Here is a 20663-nt window from a genome sequence, read left to right on the forward strand (position 1 = left end):
ACGAAGCCATAATAGGCTTCGTCTTTATATTTAGATGGCTTCAGGTAGGTTCAATCCAATAAGGTTATTTTGATGAAGCCAGCTTCGATAATTTGTCGGCAATATCTTCGGCTTGTAATAAGGAGGAGTATGAATCTGCTGCAAAATATTTTTCCATATCAATCTCAATCATTCGATTGTTTTTGACCGCATCCAACATTTTCTATGTTGCTGGCAACTTAGGCGGTTCTTTGTCCTTTACGGTAAGGACAATAACGTAGTCACCTACATAATCATTTACCGTTTCCCAAGAAACTTCAACCCGGCTCATTTCCTTATCAAGGATTTCACTTTGAACTTTTGAAGCGGGATTCAGACCCAAAATATCGTAAGTAGCTCTGCTGCCTCTCTCACCCTGATTACCAATGACCATTGAAAATTTCTCTACGGTGATATAATCTACGATAGAAATAGTTGCGTATTTACTTGTATCAAATAATACGGTCGGTGCGATCTTAGAATAGTTACTATAAGCATCTTTATTCCAGGTTATGATGACGTCTGGCGCTAGCTCTAATACTTTTTCAAAAGAAACACTTCCTTCTGCCCCTATATCTTGTACCGTCTCATCTAAGAAAGGCTTGAGAAACTGAGAATACTCCAGTTGGGTATTTGATGCTCCAACCGGTACTACCCCAACTCCTAAGACTGGTCCCAAATCCCAGTCAACTACAACACGTTGGGGATTGGCTGGAACATTAACATCCCCCATAACCGTTGTTATTTTCCGTAAACCCGTATTTTCAATGGCCTGATTGGAAGGTTTACTTTGTGTTGGTTCTGCTCCCGCATTGCTATTACGGCTAGTGTTCCCATTTCCGCAAGCTGTAAGTAACAGTGTAAGCACAAGCATTAGCATTAATCCTTTTTTCGTTTCGATCCCCTTTAACATCTGTTTATCCCCTTCAAGTTTTAATTGATAATGATTATCATCATCAATATAACAAGCAGAAGAATATTTGCCCATGGAGGATAAGAACTCTTGCCATGGACTATCTGAAACGATCAAACCTGACTTCACCTTATTTTTGTATTGAACTGGCGTTGTCCCAACCTGCTTCTTAAACAGACGGGTAAAATAAAAGACATCACTATAACCTACGCTTACAGCAATCTCCTGTACGGTGGCATCGGTTTGAATCAGTAACTCCTTCGCTTTAGCCATCCTGGTCTGAATTACATATTCAATGGGACTTCTCCCTGTACGGCGTTTGAACTGCCTCGATAAGTATTGAATGCTATAATTCCATACTTCTGCCATAGATTCAAGTGAAATAGGTTCATAATAATGTTTGTGAATGTATTGAATGATCTGTTCCACTAAATCTATTTCTTTGGGGGCAACTCCTTGAAGCTGTAACTGCTGGACAAGTGTATATACAAACTGATAAAACTGGATTTTCGCCTGGAACCGTTCCATAGCCGGTCTGCGATTCCATTCCTCATACATCGATTCCGCATGACGGTATAAAACAACCGGAGAATTTGGTTTACATGCATATTGCAGATGAAATGGGTTATTTATATGATAGGATTTCAATATTGTTTTACTAGCTTTAGTAGAAATACTACCTCTATATAAAATGTAATAGTATGTGACATCCTTATGTCCAACCTCGAACTTGATGTTACTTCCTTTTCCCGCATGTAAGACAAAGAATCGTTCTAAGGAATGCCGATTACCATCCAACCAGATCGCACCTTGCCCCCGCACGACAAATATAAAACAACTAGCTGGGAGTATATGTTGCTGTTTACTCTGTCTACGTATCACATGTTGGCGAATATCCACCAGTTGAACCGTACATTTCACCGTTCCAGCCACTTCAGCTCTTTTCTACGGGATTTATACCGTACATTCTGCCGTTTCAGCTACTCCAGCTCTTATCTACGGGATTTATCCCGTACATTCTACCGTTTCAGCCACTTCAGCTCTTTTCTACGGGATTTATACCGTACATTCTACCGTTTCAGCTACTCCAGCTCTTATCTACGGGATTTATCCCGTACATTCCACCTTTTCAGCTACCTCAGCTCTTTTCTACGGGATTTATACCGTACATTTCACCGTCCCAGCCACTCCAGCTCTTTTCTACGGGATTTATCCCGTACATTCCACCTTTTCAGCTACCTCAGCTCTTATCTGCGGGATTTATACCGTACATTCTACCGTTTCAGCCACTTCAGCTCTTTTCTACGGGATTTATACCGTACATTCTACCGTCCCAGCTATTCATGCAAAATAATTATGAAGTACGCTCGCAACTCCAGTTTTCGTTGCTCTATATAATAAATTCGGCCTCTTGAATGAGAGTCCATTCCCATAGATAACCTACGCAAATTATCTATATCGGCAAGATTTAGGGCCATCCTTTTACAGGATGGCCCTCTCATTGATTAAGTTGCAATTTTGCTAACCTTAATACTCTCCTTTAATTACAAAAAACGAACCCCGAATTGTTCCGGCTAGCTTGGACTTCTGCCTAGCAAACTTAAACTTCTCTTCTAGCTCCTTTGGGATCTCCATCCCCTCAGAAAGCTTAAAACCAACAGCCCGCTTCTTAGGGTCATCCACCGTATACATAACGTTCACCGCAAGACCATCCTCATAAAAGACATAAGCGAATTTAATATTTTCCACTTGAAAACGCGACGTTTCTAAAGGCTTGGCCGCAAACTCAATATCGCGTTCTTCTTTTAAAATTCGGTTCACATAATCAAGGGTCTCCTGACTTTCGCTGGCTCGTACAACCGTAAACTCATGTTTGTATTTGTTCATAAAGTAACGGGCCTCATTAGCACGCAGACCAGCAAGTGCATCTACTACAGGTGAAGATTCTAACCCAACCGTAGACACATTTTTAAAATCAACGATATAGGACATTTTCATCTCTCCTTTTCTCTCATTATTACCAAAAAAACTTATCGTTACTTAGGATACGGTTCGCGTGTTGTCTGTAACGGCAAGTTTCTGTGTTAACTGCTGTGCTCTTTTTCTATTAAAGTGACCATCTCACGCTTCCACTTTTCTCGCTCCTCTGGCGGGATCGGCTCCCCTTTGTCATACAGAAATCTAATCATATAGAACCCATCCTTCGTAAGCAGGCTGGTAACAAGTTCATGCTCTAATACATTATTGTTCATCAACTGTGTCTCTACTATAGAGCTATTAACAGTCTGATGCAGTACTTGAGCAGTCAACAAGGTTTCTTGGGAGATATAATCCGCTGTATGCTTCTCTACAGAAGATGCCTCTATCTTATCAAAATAATTAATCGTGAACGTATGCGAAGGTTCGTACCGATGGTATTCTCCTAACGGATAATATCCGATAAATTGACTGTTACTGTAGATATGGAAGGTTGCAGGTACATAGCTATCAAGCTGAAAATACGGGATGAATCGCGCAATGCCTGAATTGATCTCTTCTCCAGGAGGAATGACCGCATCCACACCACTAAGGAAATCACCCTTCTTATCTACATAAATCGTGCTATAAGGGCTGTACCTCGTAATCCAAATTGAACCATTCTCCTTCACAGCCTCAACGTAATAACTGATAATTTGATTTCTTTTTTCCTCACGTTCATCGGCGGGGTTGATACAGGTATGAATGTGCTTCCGAGTGTATGTAAAGACTGCTTTAGTGGCATCCATTGACAGCAATTCAAATTCGAGAATTTCAGATTTTATATTATAGATTTGAAATGTCATCATTAATTGAAAGTGATTTAAAAAGGACATTCCCCTCTTATCTGGATGAAATCTTTTGCTCAAACCTTCTTCATCCTTATCCATATAAGCCTGCTCCAAGCCTTCAACCAGGGCCTGTAGCTCCTCTTTTGTGATGCCTTTATTTTTTTTAAAGAAAAACATGTCTTCTCTCCCCTCATCATCAATCTACTTCCAATTACTTGCTCCTATTTATTATACGGGCATACCTGTGTACTTTTCTAGTTATGAAGAAACCATCCCTGACAAAGAAATGGTTTCTTTGAGTAGGTATACCTTTCGGTCATCCCTACATTTTTAAAATGTTCACGAACTAACCTAAATTGTTCTTCTACGCTCATGTTTGGTGTTCTTTCTATGGTTTTGATGCCCAGCTTAGTGCATTCTCTCTTCCGGGATAAACGGTAATATAAATTCAGGCATTATTCCTAAATCTATTAGGATTGGTAGGTCATCAGGTAACTTCAGCAAGTCAATAATAAAGAATTCCATCATCTCTTCGACCACTTGAAATAACCATTGGCTAGAGATCGTCCTCTAATGTTTAAAAACCTAATTCCTCTACAAACTTCTTGGTTTAATTGTTCTTTCAAATAATTATTATTTATCTTCATCCAACACACCCCATTTATATTTCAAAAAGCTTACTCTGACACGTTGGTTGTGAGCGGTTGGCGGATTCTTATCTTTCTAGACAAAAAAAAGCCTTCCCACCCAAATGGGTGAAGAAAGCTTAAATGTGTATCCCCAAAATATGGGCAGCTATATTAGGTTTTCGTACCTGAGGGTGTCTTAGTCAATTGCTCCTCCAGCCACCTTATCGCCTCAGCCTCTCCAGAGAAGGCGCCTCCGGGGCAGCCGTAGGTTCTTTTAGTGGACAACGCTGTAACTGGCTTGTAGACAGCAAGCAACTTTGCATTCTGCATTACGACCGCGATGCCTGAACAATATTGGGCGATTTCCCGCTTGTTCATCTTGCACCAGTTCATATACAGCTGTGTGACCGCACGCTCTGGACGTGTGTTTTTCTCAGCAGAATGCACCATCAGCAGGCCGAAGGCAGATCGGCGCGCGAGCAGTTCTTCCCAATATGCGATATATTCTTCTACTGTCTCCTGATCAAACGCCTCCCCCAAACTAAGGCTTATGATCGGCCAAGCGGATTCATCCTTTGTTATAGCCATACGTTTCCCTCCTAAAATGTGCCGAGCATTGCCTAAGATGTGATGCGGAATCCAACGGATTGCTGTTGCAGCTTCCAGAGCCGGTCGTACAGTCCGCCGCGCAACAGTAAGGCTTCATGTCGTCCCTGCTCGACCAGCCGACCATCTTCCAGTACGATAATGTTGTCCGCACCGCGTATGGTTTTCAACCGGTGGGCGATAACAATGACGGTTCTGCCTGTAATCAACGCATCAATTCCTTTCTGGATTTCGGCCTCATTCTGCGGGTCAAGCGATGCAGTAGCTTCATCCAACAGCACAATTGGAGCGTTCTTGAGAATCGCACGGGCAATGGAAATTCGCTGCTTCTCCCCTCCGGACAGCGTACTGCCGCCTTCGCCTACCGGCGTGTCATAACCAAGCGGTAATTTCATGATGAAATCATGGCAGTGAGCCATTTGCGCTGCCTGCTGAATATCCCGCTGCGACGCCCCCGGCCGCCCAAAAGCAATGTTGTTCCCGATGGTATCTTGGAATAGGTACACATCCTGAAACACCACCGATACAGATCCTAGCAGATGTTCTGGATCAATATCCTTGATGTTGCGCCCACCTAGCAGAACGCTCCCTTCTTCAGGATCATAGAAACGTGAGATCAGGCGCAGCACTGTACTCTTGCCGCTGCCTGACGGGCCCACAATTGCAGTTAGTGAACCTTGCGGCATTTCCAGACTTAAATTTTTAAGAACAGGCTCTCCTCCATAGCTGAAGGTTACATTGTCAAACCGAATGGTGCTGCTTTTAGGAAGAGGACTCGTATTACCTGTCATTACCGGCTGGCGTAGCAGGTCTACTATACGTTCACCCGCTTGTTCGTTATAGCGGAATTCGGCATAATTGGCTAGCGCTGTGGTCAATGGATCATAGATACGTGTGCCGACAATAAGGAATACTGCCAACTGCAAAATACCGAGCTCCCCCCCTAATAATAGATGAACACCTACGTATACCATTAAGGTCAGTCCCGCACGAAGAAGAGCCATAGCGGTTAGAATAACCGGACCGAACATCCCTTCCAGCTTCACACTTTCCTTCATCAAAGTTTTAAAAGAGTTATCCAGACGGACAAATCGTTCTCCCGTCAGGTTATAGGCCTTCATCACCCGTATACCGTTCAAGTATTCTTGCAAGCGGTTCGCAGCGTTCAGCTTGGCCTTCATATGATCCGCTCCGAGTCTCCGCCGCAGCTTGCCCGATATATACATGATCAGGAGAGCAACCGGCAGCGCTACGAACATAGAAAGCGCCATCCGCCAGTCCAGAAACAGTAAACCAGCAAGTGCAAATATCGGCAGGACAAAAGCTCCCGCAAGCTGTGGCAGCAGATGTGAAATGCCCGTCTCAACGAGCGTGAAATCGCCCATCATCATATTGGCTAAATCACCTGGGTCCCGGCGAGTCAGGTAACCCAGCGGAAGCTTCCGCAGATGTTCTGCTAATTCCGCACGTCCCTGTGCAGCAACATTGTATGCCCCGCGGTAAGCGGTGCGATAGGCGGGAATCTCACTCAGGAACATCAGCACCATGACGGCGACAAGTCCTGCGCAGATCCACCAAAGGCGTTCTGTCTGAAGTTCTGCGCCTACAGTAATATAAGGGGCAAAAATCAACCGCACCGCCTCAATTACAAGCGCGAACGGCAGCACACTAACTAGATTAGCCAGCAAAGAAAAAAGTACAGGCTTCAGCAACTGCTGCGGTTTACCGGCAGTAATATTATGCAATACCTTCATAGCTGATCCCCTCCTTTTTCCATATGCCAATCTCCGGCGTCACTGTAGGCATGCCACATTTTTGCGTAAAGCCCCTCCGCCTCAATCAAACCTGCATGCTCTCCACGTTCCACGATTTCTCCATCCCGCAGCACCAGAATTTGTGCAGCTTCACGTATAGAGGAGAGTCGGTGAGCAATAACAATAACCGTCTTGCCGCGCATAAGCTCCGTAAGTGCTAACTGCATATGAAACTCATTTTCCGGGTCGGCAAAAGCAGTCGCTTCGTCGAGCACGAGCACTGGTGCGTTTTTGAGAATAGCCCGAGCTACTGCAATGCGCTGCTCCTCACCACCCGAGAGATAGACACCGCCTTCACCAATTAACGTATCGTATCCCTGCGGCAGCCGAGTAATGAACTCGTCGCATTGTGCCGCTCTGGCTGCAGCCTGGACTTCCTCCAAAGTCGCTCCCGGTTTGCCGACAGCAATATTCTCATACAAAGTGTCATAGAACAGGAAGGTTTCCTGAAATACAAAAGCAACTGTATTCATTAATTCATGGATTGCCATATGGCGAATGTCGACTCCACCGATGCGGATTGCACCCACTTGCGGGTCCCAGAACCGCGGCACCAAGCTGGCCACCGTCGATTTTCCCGAACCTGACGGGCCTACCAGTGCTGTAACCTTCCCTTGTTCCGCACGGAATGAGACTTCGCTGAGCGCCGCTGCAGTCCCTGCATCTTCACTGTAGGAGAAGGTTACATCGACAAATTCAACGTCAAAAGTATGCGGAGATAGCGGTTCTGCTATTTCCGGTACAGGCTGCTGTGCCAAGAGACGGTCCATCCGCTCCACGCCTTCGCCAATATCCCGAGTGCTTGAAGCCAGCAGAAGTAGCTTGTAGAGCGGAGATGAAACGCCGGGTGCCATAATCAGAAAGAACAACAGCACCAGCGCAAAGGACATGGAATCCGGCCGACCGCTTAGCATGAAGACGCCCACCGGCAAAATAAAGGTAAACGGTGACGCAAGCAATGTTTTGAATAAGATATAACCTGTTTGATAACGGTCCGTATACTCCAGACAATAATCGCGGTAGCTGGTCATATCACTGTAGAACTTTCTGAAAGAATGCACCGTCTGCCCGAACACCTTAACCGCGGGCATCCCCCGTACATACTGCACCGCCGAAGTATTGATCTGCTCCAACGAATCATGATACTGCTTCACACTGGCCTTGCCTCTGCTGCTCATCATAAGCGCTGACTGCACACCTAATCCTATAATTATCGGCAGCAGGCAAGCTACCGCCAACGGCGGACTAAGCCAAAACATCGCCACGATCATCAGCACTGTAGAAGCCAGCACGCTGACTAAATCGGGAAGCTGATGCGCTACGAAATTTTCCACCTTGTCGACATTCTGCTCTAGCGTCTTCTTGACCACGCCTGTTGAAGTCCCGTTCAGGAAACCGAGCGGCAATCTGCCCAAATGCTCGGTCATTCGCACACGCAAATTATATTGAATACGAAAAGCCGCAATATGCGAGCACATAATACCACAATACGAAGTCACCAGCCCTCCGATTAACCCTCCAAGTGCAATCCACCCCCAGCGGATCATATACGCACCGTCGACCTGTCCAGGCGATGAAGCATGGCGCAGCAGCTCTGCCAAAATGAAATAAACAGACAAAAACGGAATCAGCATCAATACAGCGCTGACAGATGACAATATTCCGGACAAGAGCAGCAAACCTCGCTTCTCTCCGGCGATCTCCAGCAGCCTTGGCATGCCGGTTTTGGTTTTACTCACAGCCGTTCCCCCACTCTTGGTAATTACGCGCAAAAAAAGTGCACTGAGAATGATTCTCTGTGCACTAGTGTATAGGAACGTTGTTCACGATTGCTACCGTTTAAGGGATTATAATTAACCAAATCAGGAGCATCTGTGCAGGATACGGACTTACAACTTAATACCGAAGAGACGCTGCCTGCCGCTGATCAGATATTCTCCTGGACGCACACCGAACTTTTTGCGGAAGGCTGCCGAGAAATGACTCACATTACCGTATCCAACTCTGGAGGCTGCTTCACTTACAGTCATACTCCCTTGTTCCAGCAGCTGCTGCGCTCTCTGCATCCGTTGTTCGATAACGTAGGCATGCACGGTATAACCAAACATTTCCTTAAAGCCCTTTTTCAGCTTGAACTCATTGAGGCATATAATGCGAGAAAGGCCTGCAAGCGTCGGCGGGTGCAAATAATCACGCTGTAAAATCTCCTTAGCGAGCCGCAGGCTCTCCATATCCTCTCTGGACAGCTTGACCGAGCGTGGAATCCGGTCTGCTTCATATAAAGATTCATTGAGATAGACCGCCATAAGCTCCAGCATTTTGCCCTCCAGATAAAGTTCACGCATGCCATGGCTATAGGAACAATCCGCAATCTGCGATAGAATGAAGCGGATGGATGGTGTGATGTTATTTTTTCCAAAAAACAAACCCGCACCAGCTCCGATGCGAAGCCGTGTATCCTCAGTCAGACCACTGGTCATCCGCTCAAATTGTGCAGGGCTCATATCTATGCTGATGAATCGGTACCCCGCTCCACTCAGGTATGTGCAGTTTTCACTTCTTACTCCGCCATGAAACAGCGCAATTTCTCCTGTATCTATAACAAAATAGTCCGATTTCAGCGAGGTCCCCCACTCAATGCCATGCCCCATGCAGAATGCCAGCTCTGTACGCGGAGTGCTAAAATTGCCCTTCGCTTCGATATCCCGATTAAAACAGAGATTAAAATCTGTCATCTGGATATACCCATGGCTAAGCAGGCTGCGGCAACTGCCTTCCCCTATTTCGACTGGAGGTTTAATCTCAAAATGAGCCCCATCAAAACGATAATTATAATCTACCCCTTCACATGTAAGCGTCTTATGGGCATCAATCGTTTCTGCTTCTTTCAGTCCATTGCTTCGCTCCATGCACATCCCTGCTTCCTCTTACTTTGGGTTAATTATATATGCAATGAGAATGATTATCAATTAAACATTACGATTTCCTCTTCGTTCAGACTGAGCAGTTGGGCAAATACACTGGATTATAATCAAAAAAACCTTCCCCACCCCGAAGGGTGAAAAAGGCTTATATGTCTCACTTCTGAAGCTGCATCTAGCCTTCATAGCTACTCTCGTTTCTTCCCAACTGCCCCAAGATAGATAACAAACTCTTCATCACCGTCTAATTCTAAAATCTCATCTATCAACTTTTGATCATAGATTCCAATTGCGCAAGCACCTGCACCGATGGATTCGCTGGCTAAATAAAGGTTCTGGCAGACATGTCCAACATCGATGAGGATTTTTTTGTGAGCAGAAATATCATACTTCCATTCGGAGCGGTAGGGTGTGGTACTCCAGGCAAACAATACAGAAGCCTTTTTGGCAAAGTTAGGGACAAAGGGCTGATCCAAAGTAATAGCATCAATCTTTTGTTCAAGTTGATCTAATTCAAACATAAATAAGAGCTTATGTTCCACAGGCAGATATCTGTAGATCCCTTGCCCAATGCCCTCTACACGCATAATCATTAAATAGGTTTCAAAGGTGTGCGTCGCCCCACTGCAGGGTACAGTCCGCAGCGTAAGTCCGTTCTTATTCATGCCGCTAATTCCTTGGGTAGCCCATAATAAATAGGATAACTCCTCCAGACTCACAGTATCCTCAGAATAGAACCGTGTACTTCTTCTTTGATCTATACAATCAAAAATATTATCTTTACTCACAACGTCTTTGCTGACCTTGGGCAAATCAATAATTAGTGCATCTGAATCAAATAGCTTAACAATTGGCGGTTGTGCAATTCCCTTGATCTTATCTGTTTTGATATGTTTGAATTCATGAAAATTGGATTTCAGAAAATTTCTTTGTTGTTCATATCTGGTCATAACAGATCCTCCTGAACTACCTTAATATCTCTAATTTATCATGCCATAAAAATCATACGGTGATCTAACTCACTCTTCAGTTGTTTTGGTGAGTAAACAAAAAACCTCCCTTTGCCCCGAAGGGCAAAAGAAGGCTTAAACGCGTCACTTCCGAAGACATGGCCAGCTATATTTTCAGCTCCCCAAGCTTGATCAGCTCGACAACCGCTTGTGAACGGCCTTTAACGTTTAGTTTTTGCATTACATTGGAAATGTGGTTTCGAACTGTTTTTTCGCTGATAAATAATAAGCCAGCGATATCACGAGTCGTTTTGTCCTGCACGAGAAGCTCAAAAACTTCGCGCTCACGATGAGTCAACAGAAATTTGCTGTGGTGTTCGTTCCCCTTCAATGGTGTCACCCCTCCTTGCCCTGGGTTTGTTTGGTATAACAAGGTAAAGGGATACAGTCAAAACATATTATGTAGTGTTGATGTTAATGGTGCTGTCACAATTATAAAATGGGCTTAGTTCATTCAAATGCAAAAGCCTGAAATTTTCATGAATAAGAACATCTTTTTTCAGGGCAAACTACGGTTTGTTGTTCCTTATTAAAGGAGGTGTATGTATGAGCCATTCAAAAAACAATCAACCTACCAAAGCAGAAGTACAAACAACGAAATTAAACAAATTACCACTCGTAGGTAAATTCGAACCTGAATTTTCTGCAGAGGAAGCTGCAGAAGTGTTCGAAAACCAACCCTCTGCAGATCATGAATCCCATAATGAACGATAAAAAGCGGATGACGCTTTGATCTTATTCTTAAGCAGATCAAACCTTCAAAGAATGGAACTGTCACATTAACAGCTTAATTAACTATAAATGAGACGGTTCCCTTCATTTAAACATCGTAAACGACTTAGAGCAGCGATTCGCCATTAATGGGAATCGCTGCTTTATGTTGTAGGCTGTTGGCTGCCCGCTCCAATAGTGTATTCACCAGCCCCAACTGAGGCTTTCGGACCCAAATGGCGTTATTTGCAAATTTATCGCCTTTTAAGCGAAGTTTCGGACTCCAGTGACGCTATTCCTTAGAAACAGACTCATATTCGGTACTTTTCAAGCCAATAGCGACTATGCGGTCCGATAGCGACTCAAATATCGAATAATGCTGCATGTAGTGTCATCTGGGTCCTTTAGTTACTGCTTATGCGCAAAAGTTTGCTGGGGCGGTTACTGCTGCGTGCGCGCAATGGTTCGCTGGTTCGACGGGTCGGCTGCCCGCTCCAATAGTGTATTCATCAGCCCCTACTGAGGCTTTCGGACCCAGATGGCGTTATTAACAAATTTATCGCCTTTTGAGCGAAGTTTCGGACTCCAGTGACGCTATTCCTTAGAAACAGGCTCATATTCGGTACTTTTCAAGCCAATAGCGACTATGCGGTCCGATAGCGGCTCAAATATCGAATAATGCTGCATTTAGCGTTATCTGGGTCCTTTAGTTACTGCTTATGCGCAAAAGTTCGCTGGCGCGGTTACTATTCTGCTTTTTCAATTGTAATCGGATACATTGCTACAAACTATACTCCCAACCCTGGGAGTTTTTTGTCGTGCCATTATTACAATGAGATACATCACATTTTTATATTGACAGTAATTGTATACGGACTTATGATAAGTCCAGCATAATTGATAACGATTATCATTTAGATATAAAAAAAGGGGTGTTTTTTTAATGAAATTTACTTATGCTGTGCCTGCAAGTCTACTTGCGGCCTCCATACTGTTCACTGGATGTGCCAATAACAACAACTCTACAAATACTGCTGCCAACAGCACTACAGCCACCAACGCACCGACGACTGCTGCAGCTACCAACACACCAGAGACTGCCACCGCTGACTTCACGTCAGCTATAGATCAATATCGCACATACGTCATCCAGCAATGTGATGAATTTGTGAAGCAAACAGAGAGTTTCACCAACGCTGTAAAAGAGGACAAGATTGATGAGGCTAAGGCGCTATACGCTCCTGCCCGCATGTATTATGAACGGATTGAGCCTATTGCAGAAGCACTTGGTGACTTGGACCCAAATATCGATGCCCGGGAAAATGATGTAGATGCGGCAGAATGGCGCGGTTTCCACAAGCTTGAGAAAGCACTCTGGCAGGACAATACAACTAAAGACATGACAGAAGTTGCTGACCAATTGCTGAAAGATGCACAGCTGCTGCGTGCGAAAGTTGAGACCGTTGAGATCAACGCGAATCTGCTCGTAACTGGTGCTGTTGAGCTTTTAAATGAGGTCTCCTCCTCAAAAGTAACCGGAGAGGAAGAACGTTACTCGCACACAGACCTGTATGATTTCGTCGCAAACGTTGAGGGTGCGCAAAAGATATACGAGCTGTTAAAACCAGAACTAGCTAAAAAAGATGCCGATCTTGAAAAAACCATTGGTGAACGATTCGCTGCCTTGCAAGCTGAGCTTGCCCCTTTCAAATCTGGAGATGGATATGTTTCCTATGAAGAGCTGAAAGAAGATGAAGTACGTAAACTGAGTCAGAATTTGGACGCCTTGGCTGAGCCATTGTCCAATATGGGAACTATTCTAGGAGTGTGACCCTCATGAATAAACATAACAAGTTCACTGGAGTACCAGGTAATCCTGAAAGTCCCCCTCTTAATGATCAATCGAAGAATGAGCCTATATTTGGTAAAAAATTAAGCCGCCGCGATATGCTGCGGCTTACTGGCGCCACTGGCCTTGGTCTTTTGTTAGGGGGCGGAGGTGTCGGTGGAATTATGGCTGCGCGTAATGCTGTAGCTGAGCCAACGAAGGCCGCAGAAGGTGATTCCAGTTCCATTCCTTTTTATGGGAGCCATCAGGCGGGGATTTTGACACCTGCACAGAACTTTATTTATTTTGCTGCCTTTGATTTCACCACAACCAAACTGGCCGATGTGAAAAAACTAATGCAAGCATGGACCACTGCCGCTGCCGCTCTTACTACTGGCGAGCTTATTGGTGACGTAAATGACAACCCTAATCTTCCACCCTCAGACACCGGGGAAGCGGACGGGCTAAACCCTGCACGGTGTACGCTGACCTTTGGTGTTGGTCCTTCCTTTTTTGATGAAAGATTCGGCTTAGCTTCGAAACGCCCAGCCCTATTGGCCGATCTTCCGGCATTTGCGGGTGACAATCTTGATCCGAAATGGTGTGGCGGGGATATTTGTGTGCAAGCCTGTGCGGATGATCTGCAGGTCGCATTCCATGCGATCCGCAATCTGGCGCGTATCGCCCGGGGGACTGCTGTACTGCGCTGGACACAGGAAGGTTTTCAACGCACTGGAGCAGCGGATCCCAAGGGGGCTACGCCACGCAATCTTTTGGGTTTCAAAGACGGCACGGGCAATCCCGATACTACCGATAACGCTGAAATGAACAAAGTGGTCTGGAACAGCAGCAGTGACGGTCCCTCTTGGATGAGCGGCGGCACTTATATGGCGGTACGCCGGGTGCGTCTGCGTATTGAAGTCTGGGATCGGTCTTCGCTAAGTGATCAGGAGGCTACCTTCGGGCGTTATCGTCACACCGGAGCTCCACTCGGAGCTAAGGATGAATTCGATGATCTGGATCTTTCAGCTGCGGACGCTTCCGGGAAACCTGTCATTCCGGTGAATTCACATTCCGCATTGGCGCATGGTGACGGTACAGTCAAAATGCTGCGCCGCTCCTATTCTTTTTCCAGCGGTTTGGACGTCACCACGGGCCAGCTTGATGCAGGTTTGTTATTCATTAGCTTTCAACGTGATTTAATGAAACAATTCGTTGCCATTCAGCAGCGCCTCTCTAAGACTGATCTTTTGAACGAATATATGACTCACACCGGCAGCGCTGTATTTGCCTGCTTCCCCGGTGTCCGCAGAGGCGGCTTTATCGGGGAAACACTACTAAGCTAAATTTATGGCTGTCCATTATTGAAGGGGGATTATCCCGATGTTATCTCTTACGCATCCTAAACGGCAAATGCCAAAGGTTGCCTTGCTGATTCTGTTTGGCTTTTTGTGTATGCTTTTGCTCTCCAGCCCCGCGGGGGCGGAGGGCGATGGCACGGTCGACGAGCTCCTGCCGCCGGTCGGCAGCGCACTCGTCGAAGCCGGCCAGAGCCGCTGGGACGCGGCCGCGGCCGATGTAGAAGTGTTCGCTGCGCTGTGGCGCACCGCGAACACAGGCACGCCGGACCCGGCACTCGCTGGTCCGGCTGCTGCCGTTGACGCCGCGCTTGCAGACGCGGCGAAAGCCCTTGCGGCGGGCGGCGGCGAGCCCGCCAAAACCGCACTGTCCACGCTCGCGAGAAGCGTGGACGCGTACGTCACCGCCGCCTCCGGCACGGTCGGCGGTGACACCAGAGCCGCCGGACGCGAGACGGCGGCGAAGCTTTTGCCCGCGGCGGAACGCACGCGGGATGCGGCGCGCAGCGCCGACTGGAGCGCGGCAGCGGCAGCGTACCGCGACATCGTCAGCGGATGGAAGCCGGCGGAGCGCAACATCCGGGCGGACGATTCCGCCGTCTACAGCCTGCTGGAGACGCGAATAAGCCTGCTGCGGATTGCGCTGCAGGCTGAACCGCTTCGCGAGGCATCGGCGAAATCGGAAGCAGAAGCTCTGTATCAACTGCTGGCTGATTACAGTGAAGGCAAAACCATTGACGCTGGGGATACTTCCAGTGAACCAGCTTCTATAGAGGGACTAATCAGCTACCTGAACAAAGCATCCTCCGCTGCCAAAGACAATAACAGCACAGAAGCCGCTAACATCATGGAGCAATTCATCGTAGCCTGGCCTTCTGCCGAAGGGCAAGTCCAGATCGCCTCACCAACAGTCTACAACAATATCGAAAATGAGAGTGCGGCTGTCACAGGTTACCTGCTCTCAAATCCGCCTAAACTGGATCAAGCTTTAACCATCATGAACAATATGCTTAGCGAACTAACGCCTTTGGCTGGTGAAACCACTTATAATGCTTGGGATGCCGCTTTGATTCTCTTGCGCGAAGGGCTTGAGGCTATTCTCGTCTTGTCAGCTCTTCTTGCTTACCTGAAACGTGATGGGAACGCCAAAGCGCAAAAATGGATCTGGTCCGGTGCAGCTGTCGGCCTCATCGCAAGTATCGGATTGGCTGTTGTGCTCACTTATACCATTTCTCGGGCAGCTTCCGGGGGAGCACGGGAGATGATTGAAGGAATTACTGGTCTTGTCGCAGTAGTTATGATGCTCACAATCGGACGCTGGTTACATAGCAAATCAAACACTGCAAATTGGAACAACTACGTGGGTAGGCAAGTTGATGGCGCGCTGGCCAAAGGAAACCTTTGGTCACTGTCCTCCGTTGCAGCGCTTGCTATTTTACGTGAAGGTGCAGAAACTACAATTTTTTATGTGGGCATGGCTCCATCCATCAAGCTGTCTCAATTACTGCTTGGGATTGGATGTGCTCTGATTATTCTTGGTATTGTAGGTTATGCAATTATTGCCTTGAGTGCAAAATTACCGATTGCCGCCTTCTTCCGTACAGCTACAATTCTAATTTATTACCTAGTATTCCGCTTTCTTGGGGAGAGCATTCACTCGCTTCAGGTTGCCGGCAAACTTCCTGCACATGCACAAGAGGGCTTGCCTTCAATCAACTGGCTTGGCATGTATCCCACTTGGGAAACCTTGCTTCCACAGCTGCTTGTCCTGTTGTTTATTGTGTGGGAGCTGTTTCGGAACAGATCGCCAAAGGCTTCACGAACAGCTTAGTTTTATTAATACAATAGATATACCGGTCCGTCACGCCCTTGTGGTTACGCCGGTTTAGTCCGGTAATCTCTTGCATTTACAGTCTAATTTATGAAATGGATTCCATAGCAAGCTTTTTATTTGGAAGGTAATTTGCGGACAATATGATAAAATAAAATGACTATACACAAGCACAAAAGGGAGGCTGTTGTACTCTAATGGCTAATATTAAAGAAATTGCCCGTATGGCTGGTGTTTCCGTGACAACAGTCTCGCGGGTGCTCAATAATCACCCTTATGTAAGTGAAGTCAAACGAACCGCAGTCCTAAATACTATTGAGAAATTAAACTACACGCGTAATATGAACGCCGTGCATCTGATCACTGGGCGGACTCAAGCTATAGCTGTTATTATTCCGTATACCAACTTATTTTATTTCTCAGTCATTATTGCAGGCTTGGCTCAAGAAGCACTGCTGGCTCAATACCGGCTCGTTCTCTGCCAAACCGATTATCGTACGGAAGAAGAAATTAAGGTGCTTGAGATGCTGCGGAACAAAGAAATTGACGGTGTAGTTATGGTCTCTTCAACAATGAGCTCAGAAGCTATTGAAGAATATACAGCTTATGGCCCTATTGTGGTATGTCAGGATAGGGGAGAACGCCAATTTTCTTCTGTATATATTGAGCATTATTCTGCTTTTCGCAGTGGCCTTCAATATTTGAATGATAAAGGTTACCGCCATATTGGCTACTGTGAAGGAAGACCACACGGCAGCAGCAGCTCTATCCGCCAAATTGCCTTTAGAGACTTTCTAGAAGCTACAGATCAGCCTTACAATGATGAATGGATGATCTATAACTGTCTGACCGAAGAGGATGGTGCCCGCGTACTTCACCAACTGCTGCAGATGAAGAATCGTCCTGATGCCCTGATTATTTCAGCAGGCGATCATATAGCGGCTGGTTTAATCATCGAAGCTTGGAAAAAGGGTATCCGCATTCCTGAAGATTTGGCCGTCATTGGATTTGATGATCAGCCTATCGGCCGAACGTTAGGTCTGACCACTGTAGATAATCAGTTAACTGAAATGGGCATATCCGCTTTTCGGATTATCTATGATCAGATCCAGCGAAATGATGGACAACCCGTTCATCGCAAGCTTGAGTACCGTATTATAGAACGCAATACAGTATAGTATCCTTTTTATCTTATATCTCAGTAATTACATCATTTTAACGGTCCACTTTGCAGCCTTCTGCGAGTAGACCGTTTTTTATTTTTGCATATTCCCCTTTAGTATTCATTTTTATCCCTTGCTTCCGAATGGAATTTGTTTTATCCTAAATATGAAAATAATTTTCTGAATTCAGTTAATAATCATAAAAATAATTTCAATACCCCATTGAAACGAGGTGGATGAATGAATGTCCCCAATACTGCATGCACTCGAGCATGAAAAGGCCAAGCTCTCTCAAATGGAACGAAAGCTGGCTGAACGAATTCTCTCCTCACCAGGCGAAATCGTTCATATGGGCATTACAGAATTAGCAGAACAATGCGGAATAAGCCCGGCAACGATCACTCGTTTCTGTAAGGTGCTTCATTTTAAAGGCTTTCCGGATTTCAAGGTGAAGCTGGCAGCAGAAATTGCTCATAGTGATGCCGCGCCGCAGGATGGTGGCTCTTCTTATCAAGATATTGTAGCCGGCAACCCACTCTCCGTGATTGTGGAAGCGATGCAGACGAACCATCTGACCTCCATCCGGGATACTACCTCACTGTTAGATCTGGAGCGATTGCAGGCAGCAGTTCATTTATTGTGCCAAGCACGCCGCGTTGATCTATACGGGATGGCGACCTCTTCCATTGTCGCTCAGGATTTCTATCAGAAGCTGATCCGCATAGGCGTAAATTGTACTGCTTTTGCTGATTCCCATATGCAGATTACCTCTGCTTCATCACTCTCCGAAGGTGATGTCGTATTTGCAGTATCCTATTCGGGAGAGACTCCCGAGACCATTGATGCCTTGATGTGTGCGAAGGCTAGCGGAGCAAGCACTATCGCGCTAACCTCTTATGGCAGCAGCACCTTGGCTACTCTGGCGGATATCCCCCTATTCTCCTCATCTTTGGAGAAAGGCATGCGCCGGGGAGACATGGCCTCACGCATAGCTCAGCTTCACATCATTGATATTTTGTTCACTGGAATGGTCAGCACCCGTTTTGGGGATTTTATTCCTAGACTGGAGCAATCTTATCTCAATGTCCAACAATACCGAAACAAACGAGGAGGACAATCCTAATGAATATTCTAAAGTTCCATAGTGATGAAGATTTCGTACAAACGGGTGCGAATCTTATTGCCAGCCTGTTGCAAAGCAATCCTAAAGCCGTGCTCGGTCTTGCGACCGGAAGCTCCCCAGTTGGGGTTTATGCCAAATTGGTTGAAATGCACCAAAAAGGACTTGTGAGTTTCTCTAAAGCAACTTCCTTTAATCTGGATGAGTATATCGGCTTGCCTGTCGACCATCCACAAAGCTATCGCAGTTTCATGAACGAGCAATTATTTAACCATATAGATATTGATCCAGGACAGACACATATCCCTAACGGAAACGCAGCGGATATGGAAGCAGAATGCCTTGCATACGATAAAATGCTGGAAGAAAACGGACCCGTTGACTTGCAGATTCTCGGTATTGGCAGCAACGGCCACATTGGATTCAACGAACCCGATGCTAACCTCAGCAGCAAAACCCATGTCGTCGACCTGCTTGAAGATACCCGGGAAGCAAATGCTAGATTCTTTGACAGTTTGGATGAGGTCCCTCGGCAAGCGATCACAATGGGCATTGGAGGCATCCTAAAAGCACGCCAAATCCTCTTATTAGTTCGTGGTGCCGGCAAAGCTGAAGCTATCCGCAATGCTGTTGAAGGCCCGATTACAACCCAATGCCCTGCATCCTTGCTGCAGAGCCATCCAAATGTAATCGTTCTCGTAGATGAAGGAGCAGGCAAATGGCTGAAATAAATAAAGAACTAGAACAGTTGCTGTTCGGTAAGGTACTGACTCCCCAAGGTTTAATTGAGCACGGTGTGATTGCTGTATCTGGAGAGCAGATCCACTATGCTGGCGATGCGGCTTGGCTTCCAGAGCGTTACGCGCATTGGCCTGCCAGTGGTCAAGCAACGGAACTTCTGATCCCCGGATTTGTAGATGTACATGTTCATGGTGGAGCTGGCCACGACTTTATGTACAGTGATACTGAATCGCTGAATGCCATCACTAAGTTCCATAGTTCCCAAGGAACAACAACAATGCTGGCTACAACCATGACCGCTTCCAAGTCTGCTATTGACCAAGTATTCTCCGAAGTCAGCGCTTATCGCGCTGCTGAAATGCCTTACACACAAATCGCAGGCATGCATTTGGAAGGACCCTTCATCAGCCCGAAATGGTCCGGCGCACAAAATCCAGAGCATATTGTTCCTGCCAATATTGAGTGGCTAGCACAATGGGAGAACGATTATCCAGGAATGATCCGGCAAGTCACGCTTGCTCCGGAACGTGAAGGTGCCCTCGAAGCTATTCTCTGGCTGCGCAAGCACGGTATAACTGCAGCGCTCGGGCATACGGATGCCTCCTTTGAAGAGGTTATTGCCGCAGCAGATGCTGGACTTAACCAAGCCGTGCATATGTTCAATGCGATGACACCCCTACATCACCGTAAGCCTGGAGCGGCTGGAGCTATTTTGTTCGATAAGCGCATTCGCGCAGAGATTATAGCCGACGGGATTCATGTTCATCCCGCAGCCATTTCTATATTGACCCGTCTCAAGAAAGAGAACAATTTATTACTGATTACTGATGCCATGTCTGCAACTGGACTTAGTGATGGTGAATATACAATCGGTGATTTACCTGTACTCGTTCAAGATGGCATCGCTACCCTTAAAGATAATCCTGCTGCTCTAGCTGGAAGCACACTAACGATGATTCGCGGCTTCCGTTATCTGATCCAAGAGGTAGGACTCAGCTTGGAAGAGGCCTCCCGCGCTGCAAGCCTTACGCCAGCGGCGTCCATTGGAATGGAACGAAGCATTGGCTCCTTGGAGGCTGGAAAACGCGGCGATATCCTACGCCTTGATGCTGAATTTAATATTCGCGGCGTATGGATCGGCGGACGTCCAATCACCACTTAATAAAATTAGCTCCAAACAAAAAAGCAACAAT

General features: G+C 46.2%; 17 protein-coding genes. 8 read left to right on the plus strand and 9 right to left on the minus strand.

What is annotated here, in order from left to right; translation table 11 throughout:
- Nucleotides 1–202: 202 nt before the first annotated feature.
- The 9 genes from MHI51_RS25225 to MHI51_RS25265 form a co-directional block, all read right to left on the minus strand.
- The gene (locus tag MHI51_RS25225; protein ID WP_405173341.1) at nucleotides 203–1852 is read right to left on the minus strand and encodes an AraC family transcriptional regulator; all 1650 of its coding nucleotides are present in this window, start codon (nucleotides 1850–1852) and stop codon (nucleotides 203–205) included.
- A 606-nt stretch (nucleotides 1853–2458) separates the two neighbouring features.
- The gene (locus MHI51_RS25230) at nucleotides 2459–2923 is read right to left on the minus strand and encodes a phage tail protein (protein ID WP_076194578.1); all 465 of its coding nucleotides are present in this window, start codon (nucleotides 2921–2923) and stop codon (nucleotides 2459–2461) included.
- Between the two features lie 92 nt (nucleotides 2924–3015).
- Nucleotides 3016–3915: a hypothetical protein gene (locus MHI51_RS25235; RefSeq protein WP_405173342.1), complete on the minus strand. Its 900-nt coding sequence runs from the start codon at nucleotides 3913–3915 to the stop codon at nucleotides 3016–3018.
- A 623-nt stretch (nucleotides 3916–4538) separates the two neighbouring features.
- A complete protein-coding gene (locus MHI51_RS25240) occupies nucleotides 4539–4955 on the minus strand; it encodes a hypothetical protein (RefSeq protein ID WP_081386447.1) in 417 nt (138 codons plus the stop codon).
- Between the two features lie 32 nt (nucleotides 4956–4987).
- Nucleotides 4988–6727: an ABC transporter ATP-binding protein gene (locus MHI51_RS25245; protein WP_076194572.1), complete on the minus strand. Its 1740-nt coding sequence runs from the start codon at nucleotides 6725–6727 to the stop codon at nucleotides 4988–4990.
- Complete coding sequence (locus MHI51_RS25250) at nucleotides 6724–8505, minus strand: ABC transporter ATP-binding protein (RefSeq protein WP_341004314.1); 1782 nt, start codon at nucleotides 8503–8505, stop codon at nucleotides 6724–6726. Before MHI51_RS25250 ends, MHI51_RS25245 begins: the two co-directional genes overlap by 4 nt.
- A 171-nt stretch (nucleotides 8506–8676) precedes the next feature.
- The gene (locus tag MHI51_RS25255) at nucleotides 8677–9696 is read right to left on the minus strand and encodes a helix-turn-helix transcriptional regulator (RefSeq protein WP_179086330.1); all 1020 of its coding nucleotides are present in this window, start codon (nucleotides 9694–9696) and stop codon (nucleotides 8677–8679) included.
- A gap of 200 nt (nucleotides 9697–9896) precedes the next feature.
- Nucleotides 9897–10658: a SagB/ThcOx family dehydrogenase gene (locus tag MHI51_RS25260; RefSeq protein WP_341003757.1), complete on the minus strand. Its 762-nt coding sequence runs from the start codon at nucleotides 10656–10658 to the stop codon at nucleotides 9897–9899.
- A gap of 166 nt (nucleotides 10659–10824) precedes the next feature.
- Entirely contained in the window at nucleotides 10825–11049 is a 225-nt protein-coding gene (locus MHI51_RS25265) for a LuxR C-terminal-related transcriptional regulator (RefSeq protein WP_019908812.1), read from the minus strand.
- Between the two features lie 215 nt (nucleotides 11050–11264).
- Between MHI51_RS25265 and MHI51_RS25270 the strand changes: the two genes are divergently transcribed.
- The 8 genes from MHI51_RS25270 (at nucleotide 11265) to nagA (ending at nucleotide 20632) form a co-directional block, all read left to right on the plus strand.
- Nucleotides 11265–11432, plus strand: coding sequence for a hypothetical protein (locus MHI51_RS25270; RefSeq protein ID WP_169744806.1), 168 nt, complete (start codon nucleotides 11265–11267; stop codon nucleotides 11430–11432).
- A gap of 940 nt (nucleotides 11433–12372) precedes the next feature.
- On the plus strand, nucleotides 12373–13260 hold the full coding sequence (gene efeO, locus MHI51_RS25275; protein ID WP_076219327.1) for an iron uptake system protein EfeO: 888 nt from the start codon (nucleotides 12373–12375) through the stop codon (nucleotides 13258–13260).
- A 5-nt stretch (nucleotides 13261–13265) separates the two neighbouring features.
- Nucleotides 13266–14603, plus strand: a complete 1338-nt coding sequence (efeB, locus tag MHI51_RS25280) for an iron uptake transporter deferrochelatase/peroxidase subunit (protein ID WP_076219326.1) — start codon at nucleotides 13266–13268, stop codon at nucleotides 14601–14603.
- 238 nt (nucleotides 14604–14841) lie between these two features.
- Nucleotides 14842–16446, plus strand: coding sequence for an FTR1 family protein (locus MHI51_RS25285; RefSeq protein WP_341003762.1), 1605 nt, complete (start codon nucleotides 14842–14844; stop codon nucleotides 16444–16446).
- A 197-nt stretch (nucleotides 16447–16643) separates the two neighbouring features.
- A complete protein-coding gene (locus tag MHI51_RS25290; protein ID WP_076130419.1) occupies nucleotides 16644–17624 on the plus strand; it encodes a LacI family DNA-binding transcriptional regulator in 981 nt (326 codons plus the stop codon).
- A gap of 229 nt (nucleotides 17625–17853) precedes the next feature.
- Entirely contained in the window at nucleotides 17854–18732 is an 879-nt protein-coding gene (locus MHI51_RS25295; RefSeq protein ID WP_076219325.1) for a MurR/RpiR family transcriptional regulator, read from the plus strand.
- On the plus strand, nucleotides 18732–19460 hold the full coding sequence (gene nagB / locus MHI51_RS25300) for a glucosamine-6-phosphate deaminase (RefSeq protein WP_076130421.1): 729 nt from the start codon (nucleotides 18732–18734) through the stop codon (nucleotides 19458–19460). The genes MHI51_RS25295 and nagB overlap by 1 nt, the downstream gene beginning before the upstream one ends.
- Nucleotides 19448–20632: an N-acetylglucosamine-6-phosphate deacetylase gene (gene nagA, locus MHI51_RS25305; protein WP_341003763.1), complete on the plus strand. Its 1185-nt coding sequence runs from the start codon at nucleotides 19448–19450 to the stop codon at nucleotides 20630–20632. Before nagB ends, nagA begins: the two co-directional genes overlap by 13 nt.
- Nucleotides 20633–20663 lie beyond the last annotated feature (31 nt).

It is taken from the genome of Paenibacillus sp. FSL H8-0260 (assembly GCF_045040625.1).
Taxonomy (GTDB): Bacteria; Bacillota; Bacilli; order Paenibacillales; family Paenibacillaceae; genus Paenibacillus_AQ; species Paenibacillus_AQ odorifer.

Coding starts and splice junctions, on each gene's coding strand:
- MHI51_RS25260 (WP_341003757.1), bottom strand. CDS start 10,658: ATGACCAGATATGAACAACAAAGAAATTTTCTGAAATCCAATTTTCAT.
- MHI51_RS25240 (WP_081386447.1), bottom strand. CDS start 4,955: ATGGCTATAACAAAGGATGAATCCGCTTGGCCGATCATAAGCCTTAGT.
- MHI51_RS25230 (WP_076194578.1), bottom strand. CDS start 2,923: ATGTCCTATATCGTTGATTTTAAAAATGTGTCTACGGTTGGGTTAGAA.
- MHI51_RS25295 (WP_076219325.1), top strand. CDS start 17,854: ATGTCCCCAATACTGCATGCACTCGAGCATGAAAAGGCCAAGCTCTCT.
- nagA (WP_341003763.1), top strand. CDS start 19,448: ATGGCTGAAATAAATAAAGAACTAGAACAGTTGCTGTTCGGTAAGGTA.
- MHI51_RS25290 (WP_076130419.1), top strand. CDS start 16,644: ATGGCTAATATTAAAGAAATTGCCCGTATGGCTGGTGTTTCCGTGACA.
- efeO (WP_076219327.1), top strand. CDS start 12,373: ATGAAATTTACTTATGCTGTGCCTGCAAGTCTACTTGCGGCCTCCATA.
- MHI51_RS25245 (WP_076194572.1), bottom strand. CDS start 6,727: ATGAAGGTATTGCATAATATTACTGCCGGTAAACCGCAGCAGTTGCTG.
- MHI51_RS25255 (WP_179086330.1), bottom strand. CDS start 9,696: ATGGAGCGAAGCAATGGACTGAAAGAAGCAGAAACGATTGATGCCCAT.
- MHI51_RS25270 (WP_169744806.1), top strand. CDS start 11,265: ATGAGCCATTCAAAAAACAATCAACCTACCAAAGCAGAAGTACAAACA.
- MHI51_RS25235 (WP_405173342.1), bottom strand. CDS start 3,915: ATGTTTTTCTTTAAAAAAAATAAAGGCATCACAAAAGAGGAGCTACAG.
- nagB (WP_076130421.1), top strand. CDS start 18,732: ATGAATATTCTAAAGTTCCATAGTGATGAAGATTTCGTACAAACGGGT.
- efeB (WP_076219326.1), top strand. CDS start 13,266: ATGAATAAACATAACAAGTTCACTGGAGTACCAGGTAATCCTGAAAGT.
- MHI51_RS25250 (WP_341004314.1), bottom strand. CDS start 8,505: ATGCCAAGGCTGCTGGAGATCGCCGGAGAGAAGCGAGGTTTGCTGCTC.